This is a genomic window from Psychrobacter pygoscelis (genome assembly GCF_004335015.1).
Taxonomy (GTDB): domain Bacteria; phylum Pseudomonadota; class Gammaproteobacteria; order Pseudomonadales; family Moraxellaceae; genus Psychrobacter; species Psychrobacter pygoscelis.
On the sequence record NZ_RQRU01000001.1, the window covers coordinates 1 to 19516 of the forward strand.

Below are 19516 nucleotides of genomic sequence, written 5' to 3' on the forward strand. Positions count from 1 at the left end.
CGCTGTAGCTTGGCGCACTTACTGTGCCGGTTTCACTGTCATACGTCGCACCGCCACCTAAGTTACTGGCGGTACTGCTACCGAGTATATTGGTTTTTGTGTCGCCAGCAGTGCTAATGCGATCTAGTTGACCTTTATTCACCGCGTCTGTGGCTTTGGTGCCTGCTGCGACGTTGCTCAGCTTGGTCGCTTTTGTGGTGCTGCCATCTGCGCTTTGAACGCTGGTGATGACACCCGCCGTCTCTACTGGAGTCCCTGTACCATTTTGCTCGGTGTTATAACCGGTGATTGTCCCCTCAGGATTGGTTTGTGCATACACTCGATTGCCGGCAGCATCGGTATAAACCACAGGAAGCTGGGCGTCATCAATCACCCCTTGCGCATTAACATTGACTTTATAAGCAGTGTTATCACCCGAAGTAGTTGACGTAACCGTAGTATTTTCACCATTAACTACACTACTAGTTGCACTTGAACCCGTTGTAATGCTAGCAACTTTATCATTTAGCTGCTTAACATTAACAGCGTCATTGTCACTAGTACCAGGAGCTACGTTAATGATTTTTTGATTACCATTATCTAAACCAGTATTAGACAAAATCACGTTTTTAGGCGTTAAACCATTAGGCGCAGCATTAGCAGCATTAATGACTATTCCTGATGTATTCATCCTAGTATTACCAGTGGTTACACTAGTAATATTAATATCAGGATTTAAGTTATAAGCAACATTAGCGCCAGTACCATCAGCGGTAACTTTAGCTGTTGTATTAGTACCATTAATAAAGTCGATACGCTCTTTAGGAGAGATGTCAGCAACTTTAGTGCCGTTATCCCCTTGACCTAACTCAAATCCACCTAGCAGCAATTCATTAGTCTGATACAACTGACTACCGTTAACACCGTCTGTACTATCTGCGTTAATTCTACCGGCTGCCACGTTAGTAATTCGACGCTCACTACCAGCGCTACCTATCGATACAACACTTGTTGCATTAATGGCCTTTGCATCAGGCCGTCCTGTGATACGATAATCGTTCTGATCACCTGTATTAGTAGGTGCTACATCAGTAGTTATCGAGTTAGCCCCCAATGCTACGCTGTCTTTGAATTTCGCTATTGCAGAAGAACCAATAGCCGTTGCACTAATTTCATTTGAACCTTGTCTGCCTGCTTGAGCCCCCCTACCTAGCGCCGTTGAATTGGCAGTATATGCTTTAGATGTCATACCCACGGCGGTAGACTGACTTGCAGATGCTACAGCGTCTACGCCAATAGCAACGGACTGGCCTCCTAATGCTTTAGACTCACGGCCAAGAGATGTAGCGTTACCACCCCTTGCTTCAGCGCCCCAGCCGACAGCAGTATTATTCCCACTACCTGTAGTTGGATCCAAATTAGTCGCATCCATTGTAGTCTTAGCATTAACCCCTATAGCTACTGACTTCCCGCTATCAGTCTCTGTGCCTGAGCCACATTTAATATTGTTACCAGTTTGTATTTCTAACTCTTGGCAGGTGTCAGCTGCAGCAAAAGCTGTCGTACTTAAACCTAAAGATAAAAGTACTGCAGCTGATAATGTTGTTAGTCCACTTAATCCCACCGTATAGCGCCCAGTGGTAACCTGACTACTCTCTGAGCTCTCAATGATTGAGCCAACAGTACCACCGCCTTTCTTGCCGTGAGCACGGGCATACTCTGCAACCGCGACAAATGTGCCCGTTGCCTTACAAAAAATGACCTTATAGATATGGTTCATGACAGTTCCTTTTGACTCAACATATGAATGAATACAGACAAAATTTTAGTAGCAGCGCTTTGAATAGCAGCTACGTACTTTAATTCTGAAGTTATGTGTGAAAGGTTTTTGCTTAAAGTATGTACAGAACTACGCATAAATAGGTATTTAGACTCATTAGATAGATACGGTGGAGCAAAAAGCTAGAGTAGAGTTAAACTTTTAGACCTATATACTCTTTAAATTAAAGCAATTTATAACTTTAAATAATATATAAATAAAAGCTCGTTATAAGATATATTGTAGATGGATATAATATTACAATTTAGTCCTACTTAATAGTAATGGCTGATAATAAAACTGCATAGTGAGCATAAATAAATACTGTCATCACTACAAGCAAATTTCACTTCTAGCAAGATAAGCGGTTGAATGTTCCGACAAATAACAGACAATAAAGTTGGACCTCATATAATGTTATAAACCACATGCTTTTAATGAGTTATTTTTAATAAATTATTACCATTATTAAGCTGAGTTTATATACAACCTTAAACCTATTAGTAACTTCAATATTATACATCAGCTATTCTCAAAGGTGAAAAGTCTTCTGAGCTTAAATATAACGTTTAACATTTATAATTATTACTAAATTTAAAAAATCTTATATCTATGCCTATTAATAATAATTATATATTTAACAACAATAGTCCACTAATACACCAAATTAAATTTATGGAGATTAATACTTTTTTTAATAGTAGTTAGGTAATTAAAAGATAAAACCCAACAATTGTTAATAATTAATGGTAGGAATTCCGTGCTTTCTATTAGATTTTATCAATTATTTTTAATATTTTTTTAACCAAAATTCCCTATTGTTTAGCTAAACTTTTTAGGTCTTAATATACTACTTACCTGAGTGGATTAATAAGTATAGGATGGCCACTTCATAGCCATTACTAATACCAAGAGCTTATAGTCAATCCATTTTCAACCTGCCACAAAGTCGTTGAGATGAATTTACACCCTCCTAAGTCATCTCACGACTTCTAACCAATAAATTTACAGCCACTACTGTTTTACGTACCAGTTTTAAATAGGATTAACTATATATTGTCAGCAAGTTAAATGGACACTGTCACTATGCCACGACGACTGAATATAGTCGGTGACAACATATTTTTGCCTTACAAATCACGTATATTGAATTGAAGGGTATTTGTCTATAATATTAAGGAAAGCAGTCCAAATTCACTACATGGAGAGAGATTATGTCGAACAAAGTTGATCCAACCACTCAGATGTCGCCCAATGATATTAATCAAGATGGCCTTACTAAAGAGAATCAGCAGCGTACCGATGATTCGGCATTAGATATGATGCAAGGAATGCATGAACATGAAAACCATGATGAAGAACAAACTGAAGATAAATAAGGGAGACTATTTATCTTAAATTAATGAGTGACAAGATTTGAAAATAAAAAAACCGCTGACATTATCAGCGGTTTTTTATTGCCAGATTTAGCCACCTGCAACGCCTGTTAAATATTATGACTTATTTGGCTTATGGACCTCTTGTAGCCGGTCTGACGCTAAGTTATAGATAAAGGCGGCAGATAGCACAATGCTAATGGGCACAAATAGCGCTCCATATTCAAATCTAGCGTACAGAAATGCGCCAACTGCCCCGCCACCGCAGAAGCAATACCAAATAATGGCTTGAAAGCCTAGGGTCGGTTTACTAATCGGGCGACCGGCCAGCCAATTGCCAATTGCCGCTCCCATATCTGAGGTCAACCCTGTTAAATGAGTGGTACGGATGACCGCCCCACTATAGGTAGCTACCATGGCGTTCTGTAGCCCGCAGGCCATAGCCGCAGCTAATTGCCCCAAATAGTCGTGCTGCTGATAGAGCATATAACTAATTAATAATAACGCGGCTTCAAGATATAAGGCGCCGCCATAACGTTTACCTAGCTTAAGAGAGGTCTGACCAATGATGTAGCCACTTGATATTGCCCCTATCAAAAACGAGATCAACGAAGCACCGATATATAAAACGCTCCGTGTGTCAAAATGGGCTATGGCCGCTGAGAATAAACTTACGTTACCCGTGACGTGAGACACTGATAGATTGGTAAATCCCATGAGCGCTGCTGTATTTAGACAGCCTGCACTAAATGCCAGTACTGCCCCGCCCCATAATATCCATCTTGGAAGTTTGGTTACCATACTTACCACCAACGCTATTCTTCGTACAAAAAATACCTAGTATACAAAAAAGACAGCCTATTGGCTGCCTTTGTTTATACTGGTTAGATGTTTAGCCACTTAGCGCTAACAACAAATGCGCGTAAGAGACACTTTAACTGAGCAAACTACATAGTCAAACCTACTCATCATCAAGCATCAATTGCTCACTAATCGCCACCGTATTAAAGCCAGCATCTACAAATAATATCTCCCCTGTAATACCTGAAGCCCATGGTGATAATAAAAACAATGCAGCATTACCGACTTCAGCTTGCGTAATATTGCGCTGTAATGGGGTTATCTTTTCATTGATATCGAGCATTTTGCGAAAAGACTTAATGCCGCTAGCTGCCAACGTCCGGATCGGACCTGCTGAGACAGCATTGACTCGAATACCATCTGCTCCCAAAGAGGTCGCCAAATAGCGAACACTGGCTTCAAGGCTGGCCTTAGCCATACCCATGACATTGTAATTTGGTAGTACAGATATGCTACCTTCATAAGTCAGAGTCAATAAAGAACCGTGACGCATTGCTAGCAAGTCACGAGAGGCTTTTGCCAGAGCCACAAAACTATAAGCTGAGATATCATGGGCAATTTGACTGCCTTCACGGGTGGTGACTTCTGTAAAATCACCATTAAGCTGATCCATGGGAGCAAAGCCAATGGCATGTACCACCCCATCGATACCATCACCCCAATGCTCACGAACGGCAGCGAAGCACGTTTCTATTGATTCATCTGACGCTACGTCACACTCTAATACTAAATCTGCATCGAATTGTTCAGCCGCCATGTCGACTCGTTTTTTTATCTTATCACTCGGATAAGTCAGTATGAGCGACGCGCCTTCTCTGTGCAGCGCTTCCGCTATCGCCCAAGCGATAGATAATTTACTAGCAATACCCGTTACCACGAAGCGTTGACCTTGTAGCAGCATGATTCATCCTTATAAACTTTGATCAAAAAGAAAAATTAAATCGCAATAGCGCTCAGTTTACGATTGTTTACTAGAAACTGCAAACTTTGTCAGCCGAAAGTCAGCCAAAATAGAGTTACTAGAACAGCATCAATCTATTATTAATGTAGGCCAATAAATGGTAAACCAGTTTATCTTGGCGCACTGCAACAAATCAGATAATAGCTCCCTATTAGACGAGCTGTAGTCGCAACTTAACTGGGCTTAGTCAAGTGCAAACAATCAAAGCTAGCCAAAGCCAGCATTAAACAAACACCCTGAATAATATTGCGCTTGCCTTTAACATTATTCAGGGTGTTTGCCCTGATATCGTATTTTTATCTTCATCACTCAATAAATAATCAGGAATCCTTGAGATTTTGCGAAAAAACCTTTACAAATTGAGTTTTGGAGTTAAGCTATAGCCACGTTTCATTACCTTACTTTGTGCCATGTCTGACCAAAACTATCCAAATGAAGATCTCTATAGCCAACTTATCGCCTCAACCGGGGAAGACCTAAATCGGCCCGGACTGGTTGATACGCCTATTCGAGCTGCCAAGGCCTTTTCCTACCTGACTCAGGGCTATCATCAAACACTAGAAGAGGTCAGTAATAAGGCGGTATTTCCCTCGAACAATCGCGAATTGGTCATAGTACAAAATATCGAGTTTTACTCCCTCTGTGAGCATCACATGTTGCCTTTTCATGGAGTGGCTCATGTCGGCTACCTACCAGATGGTCAGGTACTGGGCCTATCAAAATTCGCGCGAATCATTGATATGTATGCGCGCCGGTTACAAATCCAAGAAAACCTGACCGAGCAAGTGGCTCAAGCAATTATGGATATCACTGGCTGCCGCGGTGCTGCTGTGGTTATGGATGCAGCGCATATGTGTATGATGATGCGCGGCGTGAGCAAGCAGCATTCTACCACTCGAAGTACCGCAATGCTGGGCGAATTCAGTACAAATAATCAAGCCCGCAATGAATTCCTATCCGCAGTACCGAAACGCTAGCTCTTATTGAGCTAGCTACTATTTAGCTTCCTTGTGCAAATAAAGCCTGCCATCAGGGCAAGCTTTTTGCATCTCATGCTGTCTACGACGTTACTTCTTGTAGGAATTTTCATAGATGGCTGTTTTATGCCTCAAACATCGCACTATCCAAACTGGCTGCAATCAGTTTTTTAGAATATTGATGCTGCGGATTAGCAAATAGCGTCTCAGTTGCTGCTGACTCCACACAATAGCCAGCTTGTAGCACCATGATATGCTGACACAGGGCGCGCACTACTTTTAAATCATGGCTTATGAAGAGATAACTGATACCAAACTCTTGCTGAATCTGGCGTAATAGCGTAACCACAGTTACTTGTGTGGTACTATCAAGTGCTGAGGTCGGCTCATCTAAGATGATAAGCCGTGGCCGCATCACCAGTGCCCTTGCTAAAGCCACGCGCTGCCGCTGACCTCCTGATAGCTCATGTGGATAGCGATCTGCAATCTCAGACGCCAGCTGGACGGTGTGCAGAGCATCCATGACTGCCTGCTCACGCACTGCTTTCTTCTGACCTTGCACCAACAGCCCTTCTTCTATAATCTGCCGAACTGTAAAGCGCGGATTAATACTGGCAAAAGGATCTTGAAATACCACTTGAATCTCAGAGCGAGATGCTCTTAGTGCTCTTTTACCCAGTCGATAGATAGCTCGCTCTCCTACTTGAACCTCTCCTGAGACTTTGGCCTGTGAGCTGAGTAATCGAGCAATAGCTAGAGCCGCTGTGGTCTTTCCTGATCCAGACTCGCCGACAATACCTAGCGCATAGCCCTGAGCCAGATCAATATCAATAGCCTGTAACACAGGTAACCAAGATTTCACACCGCCAAACCAGCCCTTATGCCAAGGATAGGCTACCTCAAGAGCTTTCACTGTCAGTGCCTGAGCGTTATCTTTATTTTCAGTCACTAATGATGACAAATCGTATGCTGACAGCGCTGAGCCAAAATCATGGGTCATTAATAGCTTAGTATATTCTGCTTGCGGATTAGTGAATATCGTATCTGTATCGCCCTGCTCTATCACTCGCCCTTGCTGCATAACGATTATCTTATCGCTATAACGCCGTACAAGATTAAGATCATGACTGATCAGAATCATGGCCATACCATAGTCCACTTTCAATCTTGCTAGTAGTGCAAGGATATCGTGCTGTAGTGTTACATCTAAAGCGGTGGTAGGCTCATCGGCTATCAATACGTCAGGCCTCTGCGCTAGTGCCATCGCAATCATCACCCGTTGCCGCTGTCCCCCGGACAGCTCATGGGGATATCGAGCCAGCTTACTTTTAGGCTCACTAATATTCACATCTTTTAGTAGACTTAAGCTCGCAGATAGACGCTGCGACTTTGGCACACCGGCCAGAGCCAAGCTTTCTGCAAGCTGCTTTCCGACCGTATGTAGGGGATTTAACGCTGTCATCGGCTCTTGAAATATCATGCCAATACGCCGACCACGAATCTGCTTAAAACGCAGCTCACGTTGTTTGTTTAATTTTGACGGTTGCCAATGTGCCTGAGAATCGTGAGCCAAAGGCAGCTCTGTAAATTCTGCCAGCCGCATACGCCCTGAGATTTTTAGACTGGCGGGCAATAACCCCATTAAAGCTAGAGTAGATATTGACTTTCCTGACCCTGACTCACCGACGATAGCTAACGTTTGCGTACCAAATAAGTCATACGATAAATCTCCTACTAGCGTCTTGTTAGCAGATTTAATCGTTAAATTCTGAACCGATAAAATAGGATCATTGGCGGCATTTTTATGGGTCATATTATGATAACTTTATATCAGTAACTTTATAATAGTAGCAGTTAAGTGAAGGCGTATAGTGAGCTAATGCTTTGGATCGAAGGCATCGCGAAGTGCCTCACCGATAAAGATCAATAATGACAAGATAAAGGTCAAACTAAAGAAGCCAGAGAGTGCCAGCCAAGGAGCGTCTAAGTTATTTCTCCCCTGAACCATCAGTTCACCTAACGATGGAGAGCCTGGCGGTAGACCATAGCCTAAAAAGTCTAGTGACGTCAAAGCAATGATATTGGCGGTCAGCATAAAAGGCAATTGTGATAGGCTCGACGCTAAGGCATTGGGCAAAATATGCCGACGCATAATCTGCCAATCTGATACGCCTAGATTGCGAGCAGCACGCACATAGTCAAAATTGCGCGCCCGTAAGAACTCCGCACGGACCAAGCCAACCAAACCCATCCAGCCAAACAATAGCATCAAAGCAAATAAGATATATACACTGGGGCTAAATAGACTGACCAAGATGATAATCATAAACAGCTGCGGCATACCGCTCCACACTTCCATAAAGCGCTGACCGGCCAGATCTACCCAACCACCAAAATAGCCCTGAATCGCTCCAACGATAATACCAATAACTGCGCCTGCAGTAGTCAGAGCAATACCAAACAGCAATGAGATTCGTAGACCATAGAGTATTCGCGCTAAGACATCACGGCCGATATCATCGGTACCTAACCAGTTATGAGCATTGGGCGGGGCAGGATACGGCTCGACTCGCTCTACACTCGGTGTCTGATCGGCAAAAGGTATCAATGGCATAATAAAATAGCCATCTGCATTGATAAGTGCTTGAACCGCAGGGTCCTTATAATTGGCTTCGGTCTCAAATATACCGCCAAAGGTAGTCTCAGGATAAGCGCTAACTATAGGAAAATAATAACTCGATTGGTACTTCACTAGCAGAGGTTTGTCATTAGCTATCAACTCTACCGCCATACACAGAACGAAAATAACGGCAAACAGTATCAGAGACCATACCCCCAAGCGATTACGGCGGAATCTAGCGATACGTGCCTGCCAAATGGGGTTATTTAGCTTAAAAGCCGAGTGTTTTTGAGAGCTAGAATGTGGCATGTCATACTTTTTACTGCGTGTATTATCAGCATTATTTGCTCTCATTTACCGACCCTCAAAATCAATACGCGGATCAATCAAGTGATAGCTGATATCACTGACTAACTGTAGCAGCAAGCCGACCAAAGTAAAGATAAATAATGAGCCAAATATCACTGGGTAGTCACGCTGCTGAATTGCTTCAAAGCCGAGAAGTCCTAAGCCGTCGAGCTTAAAGATAATTTCGATTAAGAAGTTACCTGTGAAGAATATCCCGATAATGGCTGCAGGAACTCCTGCTATGATAATCAGCATTGCGTTACGAAAAACGTGCCCGTACAAGACCTTACTCCACCCTAACCCTTTAGCTCGAGCCGTCAGAACATATTGCTTACTAAGCTCTTCTAAGAAGCTAAATTTAGTCAAATAGGTCAGTCCTGCGAAGCCGCCTACCGTACTGGCAAGTAAAGGCAGTGCCAAGTGCCAAAAGTAATCTTTAACCTTATCAACGGCAGTTAACTGATCGAAATTTTCTGAAGTTAGATTTTGTAGAGGGAATATCTGCCAGTAGCTACCCCCTGCGAAAAATACCAACAATATCACGGCAAAGACAAAGACAGGGATGGCATGACCCACAGCCAGCAGTAGCGCCGTACTTTTATCAAAGATGCTACCGTTATGGACAGCCTTGTAGATACCAAGGGGAATAGCGATAAGATAGATGAGCAAAGTGCTCCAAAGTCCTAGTGAGATTGACACTGGTAGCTTGTCAATAATCAACGCTGTCACCGGCTGACCTTTGAAGAATGACTCACCAAAATCCAAGGTAGCATAGCTTTTGACCATCAGCCAAAAGCGCTCTGGCGCCGACTTATCAAAGCCATATTGCGCTTTGATAGCCTCAACCATCTCCTCAGATAGCCCCCTAGTGCCTTGATAATTACTGTTACCTTGATTGCCAGCGCCTACTGATTGATTGGTCGCATCAAATTTGCTACTAAGCTCAATTTGAGCAATTTGCTGCTCAACTGGGCCGCCAGGCGCCGCTTGAACAATGATAAAGTTAGCCAATAGAATCAAAAACAACGTTGGAATAATAAGCAGCAATCTTTTGAGTATGTATCGACCCATGATTTAATATCCCTAGCTGTTGATTATTAGACGTTCACTATTAGACGCTAGTTATTTTCTACTTATAATTGTTGTTGCTTACCCAAGCATTTGATAAATAAACCACTCGTCCAATCAATCACTAATCTAATAATTGTCCTTTAGCTCGCGTAGCGCCGCAAAGACAGTCAACGGTTTTTCATCTGGTAATGACACTTTCGCCTTTACACCCTCAATGACTTCTGGCTCACTAGCGCGCAAAAACACATTAACTTTTCGCTCGTGATCAAGGGTGACAGGTAGCGTTGCACGATTATTGGCAGTCTGCTCGATTGCCACCTCTAATGCCGCTTGCATAGCGATATTTTCTGGTTCAATAGACAGACCAAAGCGCAGATTATTGGCCGTATATTCGTGAGCGGGATACAGTAGCGTCTCCTTTGGTAGCGTATTTAAGCGCTTAAAGCTATTAAATAGCTGTTCAATCGTTCCCGAAAACACTCGGCCACAGCCAGCACTAAACAAGGTATCACCACAAAACACATGCTTTTGACTGTCTATGTCTAATACATAGGCCATGTGACTGGCAGTATGACCAGCGACATCCCAAATTTGCGCCGATGCGCCCCAAGCACTTACTGAGCTACCCTCTTTGATGGTCTGGTCGGGCTTGACACCGTGCTCACTATGCGCGACAACATGCGTCATCGGAAAGTGCTCACGCAGCTCTGCCACACCGCCAATATGATCATGATGATGGTGGGTAATCCAAATGGCAGTTAGGTCTAAACCATATTCTTTTAAATAGTCAATAACCGGTTCTGCTTGTCCAGGGTCCACCACAATGGCCTGCTTATTAACATCATTAATGAGCGTCCAGATATAATTGTCTGAAAAAGCTTTAATAGGGTGGATGATAATACTCATAAAAATCCTTCGAGATAGTGTTTAAATTCGCTTAGCAGCTAAGTCAAAAACGACAGATAAATGATTAATAATAAGTCATAACCATATTACGGCACGTCCTAGTCATCAGCGCAATAAAGATGATATTAGGAGACCATTATAATCACAGAGCGTAGTATTAAGACGATGGGTTTATGTTAAACCCTTTTTATTATTGACGTAGATAAGCATCAACCTTAGCTTCAGCAGTTTTATCGACCCACCAGTAATCAATACCGACGGCATTAGTCGGTAATGACTCGACGTGACGATATTGATCCCAGTACGCCACATTGGTGGTCGATTTACCGAGCGTTGGCACCATATAATAGCCTGCTCGTAGCAGACGATCTAATACCTTAGTATAAAGGACGATATCTTGACGATTATCCGCATCAAGAAGCTGCTCTATTACGGTGTCAATAGCTGCATTTTTAATACCGGCGCTATTTTTATTGCCTTGCTCATCGGCAGCTTTACTGCCCCAATAATACGCTTGCTCTGCCCCAGGAGACAGCCCCTGTATAAAGACATCTACTGTCATATCATAGTCAAAACGGCGCATGCGCTCATAATATTGCGGAGCATCGACTTGACGAACTTGCGCGTCAAAGCCTAAGCGCTTTAGATTCCGAATATAGGAGATTACTACCCTTCCCACTGTATCTCCTGTCATCAGTATCTCAAGCTTAGCAGGCCTACCATCAGGCTGATAGAGCTTCATATCTTGATAGTAAAATCCAGCTTCAAGGAGTAGCTTTCGAGCTTTGAGCAACCCTTGTCGATTGAATCCCTGACCATCACTTTTTGGCAGCTGCCACTCGCTTAGTACCGCCTGACGTTGAATCGGCTCTAGCATAGGTAATAAGGGGCTAAGCACTTGCATCTCTTCAGCAGAGGGCGTGCCTGTGGCGGCCAAGTCTGAACCGTGAAAGTAGCTTTGTGGCTGCTCATATTGACCATGAAATAAGGTGACATTCATCCATTCAAAATCGTAGGCGAATGTCAAAGCTTGGCGAACGCGAATATCTTGAAATAGTGGGCGGCGCAGATTCATTACCAAGCCCTGCATAGGTACGGGGTTATGATTAGCAATCTTTTCTTTAACAACCAACCCATCTTTTACCGCAGGGAAACTATAAGCGGTCGCCCAGTTGGCAGCTTTATTTTCAGTCCGAAAGCGGTATTGGCCGGATTTGAAACCCTCAAAAGCGATCTCATCACTACCGTAGTAAACGTATTTTATCATATCGAAGTTATAGCGCCCTCGATTGACCATCAGATCGCGTCCCCAGTAGTTGGGATCCCGCACATAAGTAACGCTACGACCTGCCTCTACCTTGCCAAGCTTATACGGCCCACTACCCATCAATGGGGTAAAGCTAATGCTATCAAAGTCAGTATCGATTGAGTCTTTTGAGAAGACAGGGAACTGTCCCACTGTCAGTAAGGCTTCTCTATTATCATCTGAATTGAAGGTAAATTTCACTTGGGTCTTATCCAGTGCCTCTACCATTTTGATATCTGCCAAATAACTACGGATAGACATCGGACCGCGTGTTAGCAGCGCGTCAAAAGTTGCTTTGACATCCTGACTGGTAACCTCATCACCATTCCAAAAGCGTGCCTTGGGATTGACATGATAAATAATCCAGCTGGCATCTTCAGTATCATAGGTGACTTTACTTGCCAGCTGAGGATACATAGTAAAAGCTTCGTTCAAAGAGCCTGTCATCAAGGTATCATAGAGATAATCCGTACCTATCATCGGTATCCCAGTCGTCGTCCACTTCTTAGCACTATTAAATGAGCCACGTGCATCTAATGATAGCTCCCCGCCCTTAGGCGCTTCAGGATTGGCATAAGGTAAGTGTGGAGCATGTTGATAAGTCGCAGTGCTATGGTGACCAAGAGCATTAGTAGTGACAATCTCAGCATAGCTGGGGGCCACCGTTAGTAATAAAAAAGCTAAACATGGATAAGCAGCTGCCAGTGACAATAGTCTAATCGCGCTAAAATGACGTGGTGATACCTGCTCAACACACAAGGTTAAGGGGTTATCGAGACGATAACTATGCGACTTTCTAGGTATTCCTAGCACCAATACTGGGGCTACAGAAGATGTAGATGTATTTACGGGCGGATAGGTATAGTGAATCACTGGCATGAAAATAGACTTGATTTGGCATCAGCCTTTATCATAGCAAACCTCGCTAGGCTAAGACAGGCGAGTTCGCAGCTAAGCTAAAGACAAAACCAAAGGCTTAAAAGTGGTGTCTTAGTAGCAAAATAACCAAAGTAGTAGCTAAAAAGAGCCATAGCTTACAGCTGCTTGGCTGCTGACTACTCAGCTCTTTAGCAATAAGCTTGAAGCCAGCATATTGACGGCCTACAGTCTGGATAACATCAAATGGATAAACCTTATACTAGTGGATATTCTTGAACCAATTAAGACCATGCCTTATTTAACCGCTCAAAATTATCCACTGGTCACGCTCTAGCAGCGACTGCAAATTAGCTACAATGGCTGATATTTACGATTAAGTTAGGCTTGAGTTCGCTCAAACTCTCTCATAAAGTCTACCAACTGTGACACCCAGTCGAGGCTAACAGCATTATAAATACTGGCGCGCATACCGCCGACGTCACGGTGACCTTTTAAGTTGAGTAGTCCTGCTTGCTCAGCTTGCTGTAAGAATACTTTATCAAGGTTACTGTCTGCTAAAGTAAAAGGAACGTTCATTATAGATCGATGCGCTTTAGCAACAGGGTTATGATAGAAGCTGCTGCTATCGATAGCATCATATAGAAGCGCCGCTTTTTGCTGATTAATCTTACCAATAGCTTCAACGCCACCTTGCGCCTCTAGCCAATCAAATACCAATCCTGCTAGATACCATGAATAAGTGGCAGGGGTATTTGACATAGAAGCTTTTTCAATTTGATGCTTATAGTTAAGCAGCAGCGGACACCAGTCGCTAGCTTCTTCGATTAAGTCTTCACGAATAATGACGATGACCAGTCCGGCAGGGCCGATATTCTTCTGCGCGCCTGCATAAATCATTGCGAATTGACTGACATCGATTGGCTGCGACAAAATTGAAGAGGACATATCAGCGATGATTGGCGCATCCACCTTAGGGGTTTCAAAAATTTGTAACCCGTGAATTGTCTCATTAGCACAGTAGTGAAAATAAGCGGCTTGGTCGCTTAGCTGCCAGCTGTCCTTATTAGGCACATCGGTGAAGTTATTCTCCTTGCCACTTGCCACAAGATTGACCTTTCCTAAGCCTAAAGCTTCATAACGTTTGGCCTCTTTGAGAGCTTTGCCAGACCAAGCGCCAGTGGTTAGATAGTCCGCTACCTTGCCGCCCAATAAGTTGAGAGGAATGGCGGAGAACTGCAAGCTTGCTCCGCCCTGCAAGAACAGCACTTTATAATTATCAGGAATAGCCATCAACTGGCGTAGCTTAGCTTCCGCACGCTCTGCCACACCGATATAGTCTGCGCTACGATGGCTCATCTCCATTACCGATACGCCGCGCCCTTGCCAATCTAGTAGCTCAGCTTGGGCTTTGGCAAGTACTTCTGTGGGTATAGAAGCAGGCCCAGCACTAAAATTAGGTAAGCGATGCTTAGAGAGATTATCGCTCGTAGTATTTGTTTGGTTTGCTAGTGTATCGTTGGTCATATTACTTCCTATCTTGAATGTTGTCACATAAGTATGGGAGTGGTAAAAGTAAAAGCTCTCAGACTTAAATTATTAACGAAATAGCGACCCTTATTAGTCACAGGGCCTTATGGATATGATGCACTCCCATAGATTCACGTCAATTCGCAGCCTAGCGCCTATTTATAGGGCTGGCTCTATCCTTGACGCAAGCTTAGTGAGATTATGATGAGACTTAATGATATCTATTTTGACTCTATAATTAGTAACGAATTAATTTACTTAAATAATTAATAAAATTCAGCCCAGTACTAGAACGGGCAGTTTAGGCAGATAACAGCTGCCACAGTTGTTTTTTTTGTGCAGGCTCAGCCAGCATCTCCTCTAGTAGTGGCGTCCGTACCATCTGGGCGTGATCTAAGCCTTCTGGTAGCTCTGTCAAGGCAGCGACTTGCAGCTGCTCACTACCACCAAGCTTAAACACAAATCCTGCAAGACTGGCATTGGCCATATCTAAGGTCGACATACTCTTACAAAAAGGAAATGACAGCTGATCAATGGTCGTAGATAAGCCAACCTGCATATTCTGCCAGAGCCTCAAAGATTGAGCCGACAAGCTTGCTACATCCACTAATAGTACCCAGCCATTATATTTTAATCCTTGCAGGGTGAAGGGTTCGACAACCACCTCAACTGCCGATTCGCTCTCAAGATTATCATCAAAATCAGCCTCAAGATCAGTATTGAACGTATCATTTAGCTCATTACCAGACAATCCTTGCACGGATTTTGCTGAGTGATCAGCCTTCGCTACTGGCGTCTTCTCATCTGCATATGTTGTAGCGTAGATTTCATGGTCTTCATAACTATTATAGTCGCCGTGTGTTTCAGAGGAAGTAGGCTGGGTCAATGACCCGCTATTAACTACAGGCGACGACTGCTGATTACGGGCATCAGCACTATATTGACCCAGATTGGCTTCAGGGTTAACGCTTGAGACAGAATTGGACTGCTCATTATTAGCACCCCCTTGTGCTATCGGCGATGGATTGTTTTGTTGCAGCGTCTCAGCAGTCAAAGCCTTTGTGTTTTGACGGCTTTGGACATTAGCGGCTAAAATATCTTGAATATTTTTACAGGTCGCTTCACGGCTCACCCAAGGCGTTACCCCCATCATGCTTAAAATTTGTCGGCGCTGAACTTCCCGCTGAATCATCATAGTGTTATTAGCATCGGTTGAGTGAGAGGGTTAATGGCTGGCTTATTATAGCGCTTAGCGATTTTTATTAATATCAGCTAAGGATATAAAACAATCATGGCTTAAAAATATAAACGACTGTAATAGCGTAAATTCACCATAAACTTTAGGCCTAGTAAGCAGCATATTCGGCATATTGTATCTCATAAACTAAAGATTGGCATTGCTTGCTTATCATATCACGGAACGATAGCTAGACCTTAAAATCAGCAGCGCATAGGTAATAATCAACCCTTATGCAGTCTCTATTATTTAGTATCATCTCATTAACTTAGCACCTGTTAGGCTTTATGCAGAACTACAGTAGCAGAACTACAGTAATAGCCACTACTAATAGTTATTTCTTGATAATGTTATTACTATAGATTTATATATTTATTAAAACTAATTACTAAAGGTTATTTATTAATCTATGATACGTGTACTTATATGCAAACCTATGGGTCAGACAGTCTTCAAAAGCTTGCTATAGCCAATTTATAGAAGCTTTTTCCATTCACTACTCTCTCCCTATTCAGGCAACTCAGGCCCAAGTTTTGGAGTGATAGCAAAGGAGCAACCGCCTGCAAGATTGGCCAAGAACAATCGCCAATCAATATCAATAAAATTACTAAAGTCACTGCTAGCTCCGCTACCCCGCCAGCTATCAGCTACAGTAAAACTGCTAACGCTCGAATCAACGATAATGGCAATACCGTAAAATGGAATACCGTAGTTTACACTGCAATGACATCTGCCGATACTATCACTTTAGAGGGGAGCGCTATGAGCTTAAGCAGTTCCATTACCATATTCCTAGCGAACATCAACTAGTAGGTAAAAACAAAACTACCCAGGCGAGAGGCATTTCGTTCACGCCAATAGCGCAGTTCGGCATCTTGGTAATGTCGTAGATTTTTTATAGTGAAGCTACTAAAAACCCCAAGCGCTAAGGCTTGGGGTTTTTATTGGTCAATAATATATTCATCAGGACACACGTAAGACAATAAGTAACGCTCATCAAAAGCTGCTGCTCACTTTCATTACAAATGTAACACCTTACGGCGTCACACTATGACTCGATAGGAGTGACAGGCTGAGTGACATCTGCATTCTGACCACGATGGCGCAGATAGTGATCCAGCAGAACGATTGCCAGCATTGCTTCTGCAATTGGTGTGGCACGCACACCAACGCAAGGGTCATGACGGCCTTTGGTCAGCATCTGGGTCGGTTGTCCTTGACTGTCAATACTGCGACCTTTGGTGGTAATACTTGAGGTCGGCTTAAGCGCAATACTCACAGTAATATCTTGCCCCGATGAAATACCGCCTAAGATACCGCCAGCATGATTGGCGGTAAAGCCATCTGGGGTCAGCTCATCACGGGACAGATGACCAAATTGGCCTGCAACGGCCATACCATCACCAATCTCCACACCCTTGACCGCATTAATACTCATCATCGCATGGGCAATATCAGCATCTAAGCGATCAAACACCGGTTCTCCAAGACCTACAGGCACGCCCGATGCAATAATCTCAAGCTTAGCCCCACAGCTACTACCCTCTCGGCGTAGTCTATCAATAAGGACCTCAAAGCGAGGAATCGCATCCGCGTCAGCACAAAAGAAGGGATTGCTATTAACAAAGTCCCAATCTATCTGTGTAAAGTCTTGGGCCGCAGCATACTCATCACCGATCTGGGTGACATGACCGCGAATCTGAACTCCCAATCTATCTTGAAGATACTTTTTAGCTATAGCGCCAGCAGCGACGCGCATCGCCGTCTCTCGGGCTGAGGAGCGGCCGCCACCGCGGTAGTCGCGAAAGCCATATTTCATACTGTAGGTGTAATCGGCATGACCGGGACGAAAGGTATCTTTGATATCACTATAGTCTTTAGATTTCTGATTGGTATTTCGGATCAGTAGTCCGATTGAAGTCCCCGTTGTTTTTCCTTCGAACACCCCTGAGATAATCTCAACTTCATCTGCTTCGCGGCGCTGGGTAGAATATTTGGACGAGCCTGGCTTGCGCCGATCCAAGTCACCTTGCAAGTCAGCTTCGGACAAGCTCATGCCAGGCGGTACGCCATCGACAATAGCCAGTAGCCCTGGCCCATGGGACTCACCGCAGCTCGTTACTCGAAATACTTGCCCAATACTATTACCTGCCATTCGTCATCCTATCTACTATACGATTAATAAAAAGTGCTAATTGCTAAGAATGTTTATACCGCATCATGATCTTAAAGCGTTGGCATACTGAGCAAATTGTTCACGATTCTCCATCAGCTCTTCACAGGTAATGGCAAATACCCCGCGGCCCCCGTGAGCGAAACGAAGCCAGTCAAATTGAATGTCAGGATAGGCTTGATTGAGCGCCCACTCACTATCACCCACTTCACAGACCAAAAGACCGTCACGGGTCAAATAGTCTGGTGCATCAAATAAAATTTGATGCACCAAATCCAGACCGTCTTGACCAGCAGCTAGAGCATGGTCAGGCTCGTATAGAAACTCAGGGGGTAGTTCTGCCATGGCTTCGGCATCGACATAAGGCGGGTTAGTCACGATAAGCTCGTATTGTTGCTCTGCAGGAATCTTGCTAAATAAGTCGGACTCAATAAGATTGACCTGATGAGCAATGCCGTGATGATCAACGTTGACGGCTGCGACTTCTAGTGCATTTTTATCAATGTCCGCAGCATCTACCGCGGCATCGACAAAACGCGAAGCCAAAGCGATGGCTATGCAGCCCGACCCTGTGCATAAATCCAAAATACGCTCTGGATGCGCTAATTGCTTAACCTCTAGACCATGATCAAAAAATGGGGTGCTATGCTCGTCGCTCATTTTAGAGATAGAGCGGCCTAGAGGCTGTGCCCGTTCATCAGCGTCAAAGTAGGGATAGAACTGCTGGCGAATCAGCTCAGCGATCGGTGAGCGTGGAATAAGGACTCGCTCATCCACATAAAAAGGCAGATCACAAAAGTAAGCCAAATTAATCAGGTAGCTTAAGGGCTTTCGCAGGGTAATTCGCTCTTGAAGTAGCGTTAGTACCTCTCGTTTCTCAGTGTTCGTTAAGCGGCAATCTAATATTTGCTCGTCAGCAGACCAGTCAAGAGATAGCGTGTGCAGCACAATAGCGGCAGCTTCTGCGAACGCATCCGTCGTACCTTGGGCTACGACCACATCGTAAACACGAAGCTGGGTGACGCAAAAGCGAATAAAGTCACGGATACTATGCAGCTGCTCACTGGCTTCATCTATTTGCGACTGTAGCTCAGACAAATCGGTATCTTCAGTAAAATACGGTATCGACTCAGCATTAATAGTTTGGTGATCTGACATAGGTGACCTTTTATAGCTTGATAGATAATAAGTAAATGGATAATAGTAAATAACCCACAACTTGTGATTAAGGATTAACACTGACTTAGCATATAACCGTGGCGTAAAATGTAAAAACGTTACTAGAACATCAATAATATTCGATATTTAGTTAATCGCTCAATGCCATTAGCCACGTATGAGCAACAGATAAGTAACATTTAACTATCATTAACACGCTGTCATCAGCATAAATTAACACTTGATAGACCGTTATTTTCGGTATATTACCAATAAAGCTCGCTCTTGGAGAGCATCGCACATTCCACAAGTGTGATA

14 protein-coding genes and 1 pseudogene are annotated in these 19516 nt (G+C 43.6%); 3 read left to right on the forward strand and 12 right to left on the reverse strand.

Annotation, left to right across the window (positions count from 1 at the left end; all coding sequences use genetic code 11):
* The coding region (locus EGV92_RS00005) for an ESPR-type extended signal peptide-containing protein (protein ID WP_278248236.1) at positions 1 to 1759 on the reverse strand (1759 nt) is incomplete at its 3' end.
* A gap of 1253 nt (positions 1760 to 3012) precedes the next feature.
* Here EGV92_RS00005 and EGV92_RS13795 point away from each other — a divergent pair.
* Complete coding sequence (locus tag EGV92_RS13795; protein WP_165525525.1) at positions 3013 to 3177, forward strand: hypothetical protein; 165 nt, start codon at positions 3013 to 3015, stop codon at positions 3175 to 3177.
* 114 nt (positions 3178 to 3291) lie between these two features.
* Here EGV92_RS13795 and EGV92_RS00010 read toward each other — a convergent pair whose 3' ends face one another.
* Positions 3292 to 3975, reverse strand: coding sequence for a YoaK family protein (locus EGV92_RS00010; protein WP_131667158.1), 684 nt, complete (start codon positions 3973 to 3975; stop codon positions 3292 to 3294).
* Between the two features lie 160 nt (positions 3976 to 4135).
* Positions 4136 to 4936 (reverse strand): enoyl-ACP reductase FabI, encoded by an 801-nt coding sequence (locus tag EGV92_RS00015; RefSeq protein ID WP_131667160.1) that lies wholly within the window; start codon positions 4934 to 4936, stop codon positions 4136 to 4138.
* Positions 4937 to 5406: 470 nt separating this feature from the next.
* On the opposite strand from EGV92_RS00015, the gene folE reads away from it, so the two are divergent.
* Positions 5407 to 5973 carry a GTP cyclohydrolase I FolE gene (folE, locus tag EGV92_RS00020; RefSeq protein ID WP_131667162.1) on the forward strand — a complete coding sequence of 189 codons (567 nt, stop codon included), beginning with the start codon at positions 5407 to 5409 and terminating at the stop codon, positions 5971 to 5973.
* A gap of 124 nt (positions 5974 to 6097) precedes the next feature.
* On the opposite strand, the gene EGV92_RS00025 is transcribed toward folE, so the two are convergent.
* The 7 genes from EGV92_RS00025 to EGV92_RS00055 all read right to left on the reverse strand — a co-directional run bounded on the left by EGV92_RS00025 (position 6098) and on the right by EGV92_RS00055 (position 15825).
* Entirely contained in the window at positions 6098 to 7786 is a 1689-nt protein-coding gene (locus EGV92_RS00025; RefSeq protein ID WP_131667164.1) for an ATP-binding cassette domain-containing protein, read from the reverse strand.
* A gap of 63 nt (positions 7787 to 7849) precedes the next feature.
* The gene (locus EGV92_RS00030) at positions 7850 to 8902 is read right to left on the reverse strand and encodes an ABC transporter permease (RefSeq protein ID WP_131668030.1); all 1053 of its coding nucleotides are present in this window, start codon (positions 8900 to 8902) and stop codon (positions 7850 to 7852) included.
* Positions 8903 to 8947: 45 nt separating this feature from the next.
* Positions 8948 to 10012 (reverse strand): microcin C ABC transporter permease YejB, encoded by a 1065-nt coding sequence (locus EGV92_RS00035; RefSeq protein ID WP_131667165.1) that lies wholly within the window; start codon positions 10010 to 10012, stop codon positions 8948 to 8950.
* A 126-nt stretch (positions 10013 to 10138) separates the two neighbouring features.
* A complete protein-coding gene (gloB, locus tag EGV92_RS00040; protein ID WP_131667167.1) occupies positions 10139 to 10918 on the reverse strand; it encodes a hydroxyacylglutathione hydrolase in 780 nt (259 codons plus the stop codon).
* A gap of 190 nt (positions 10919 to 11108) precedes the next feature.
* On the reverse strand, positions 11109 to 13103 hold the full coding sequence (locus EGV92_RS00045) for an extracellular solute-binding protein (protein ID WP_131667169.1): 1995 nt from the start codon (positions 13101 to 13103) through the stop codon (positions 11109 to 11111).
* Positions 13104 to 13481: 378 nt separating this feature from the next.
* The gene (gene serC / locus EGV92_RS00050; RefSeq protein WP_131667171.1) at positions 13482 to 14627 is read right to left on the reverse strand and encodes a 3-phosphoserine/phosphohydroxythreonine transaminase; all 1146 of its coding nucleotides are present in this window, start codon (positions 14625 to 14627) and stop codon (positions 13482 to 13484) included.
* 304 nt (positions 14628 to 14931) lie between these two features.
* The gene (locus EGV92_RS00055; protein ID WP_131667173.1) at positions 14932 to 15825 is read right to left on the reverse strand and encodes a hypothetical protein; all 894 of its coding nucleotides are present in this window, start codon (positions 15823 to 15825) and stop codon (positions 14932 to 14934) included.
* A 579-nt stretch (positions 15826 to 16404) separates the two neighbouring features.
* Between EGV92_RS00055 and EGV92_RS14315 the strand changes: the two are divergent.
* Positions 16405 to 16677 (forward strand): annotated as a pseudogene (locus tag EGV92_RS14315) (hypothetical protein); the annotation flags it as partial.
* Positions 16678 to 16915: 238 nt separating this feature from the next.
* Here the strand turns inward: EGV92_RS14315 and aroC are convergent.
* The gene (gene aroC / locus EGV92_RS00065; RefSeq protein ID WP_131667175.1) at positions 16916 to 18022 is read right to left on the reverse strand and encodes a chorismate synthase; all 1107 of its coding nucleotides are present in this window, start codon (positions 18020 to 18022) and stop codon (positions 16916 to 16918) included.
* A gap of 63 nt (positions 18023 to 18085) precedes the next feature.
* The gene (prmB, locus tag EGV92_RS00070) at positions 18086 to 19198 is read right to left on the reverse strand and encodes a 50S ribosomal protein L3 N(5)-glutamine methyltransferase (RefSeq protein WP_131667177.1); all 1113 of its coding nucleotides are present in this window, start codon (positions 19196 to 19198) and stop codon (positions 18086 to 18088) included.
* Positions 19199 to 19516: the final 318 nt, after the last annotated feature.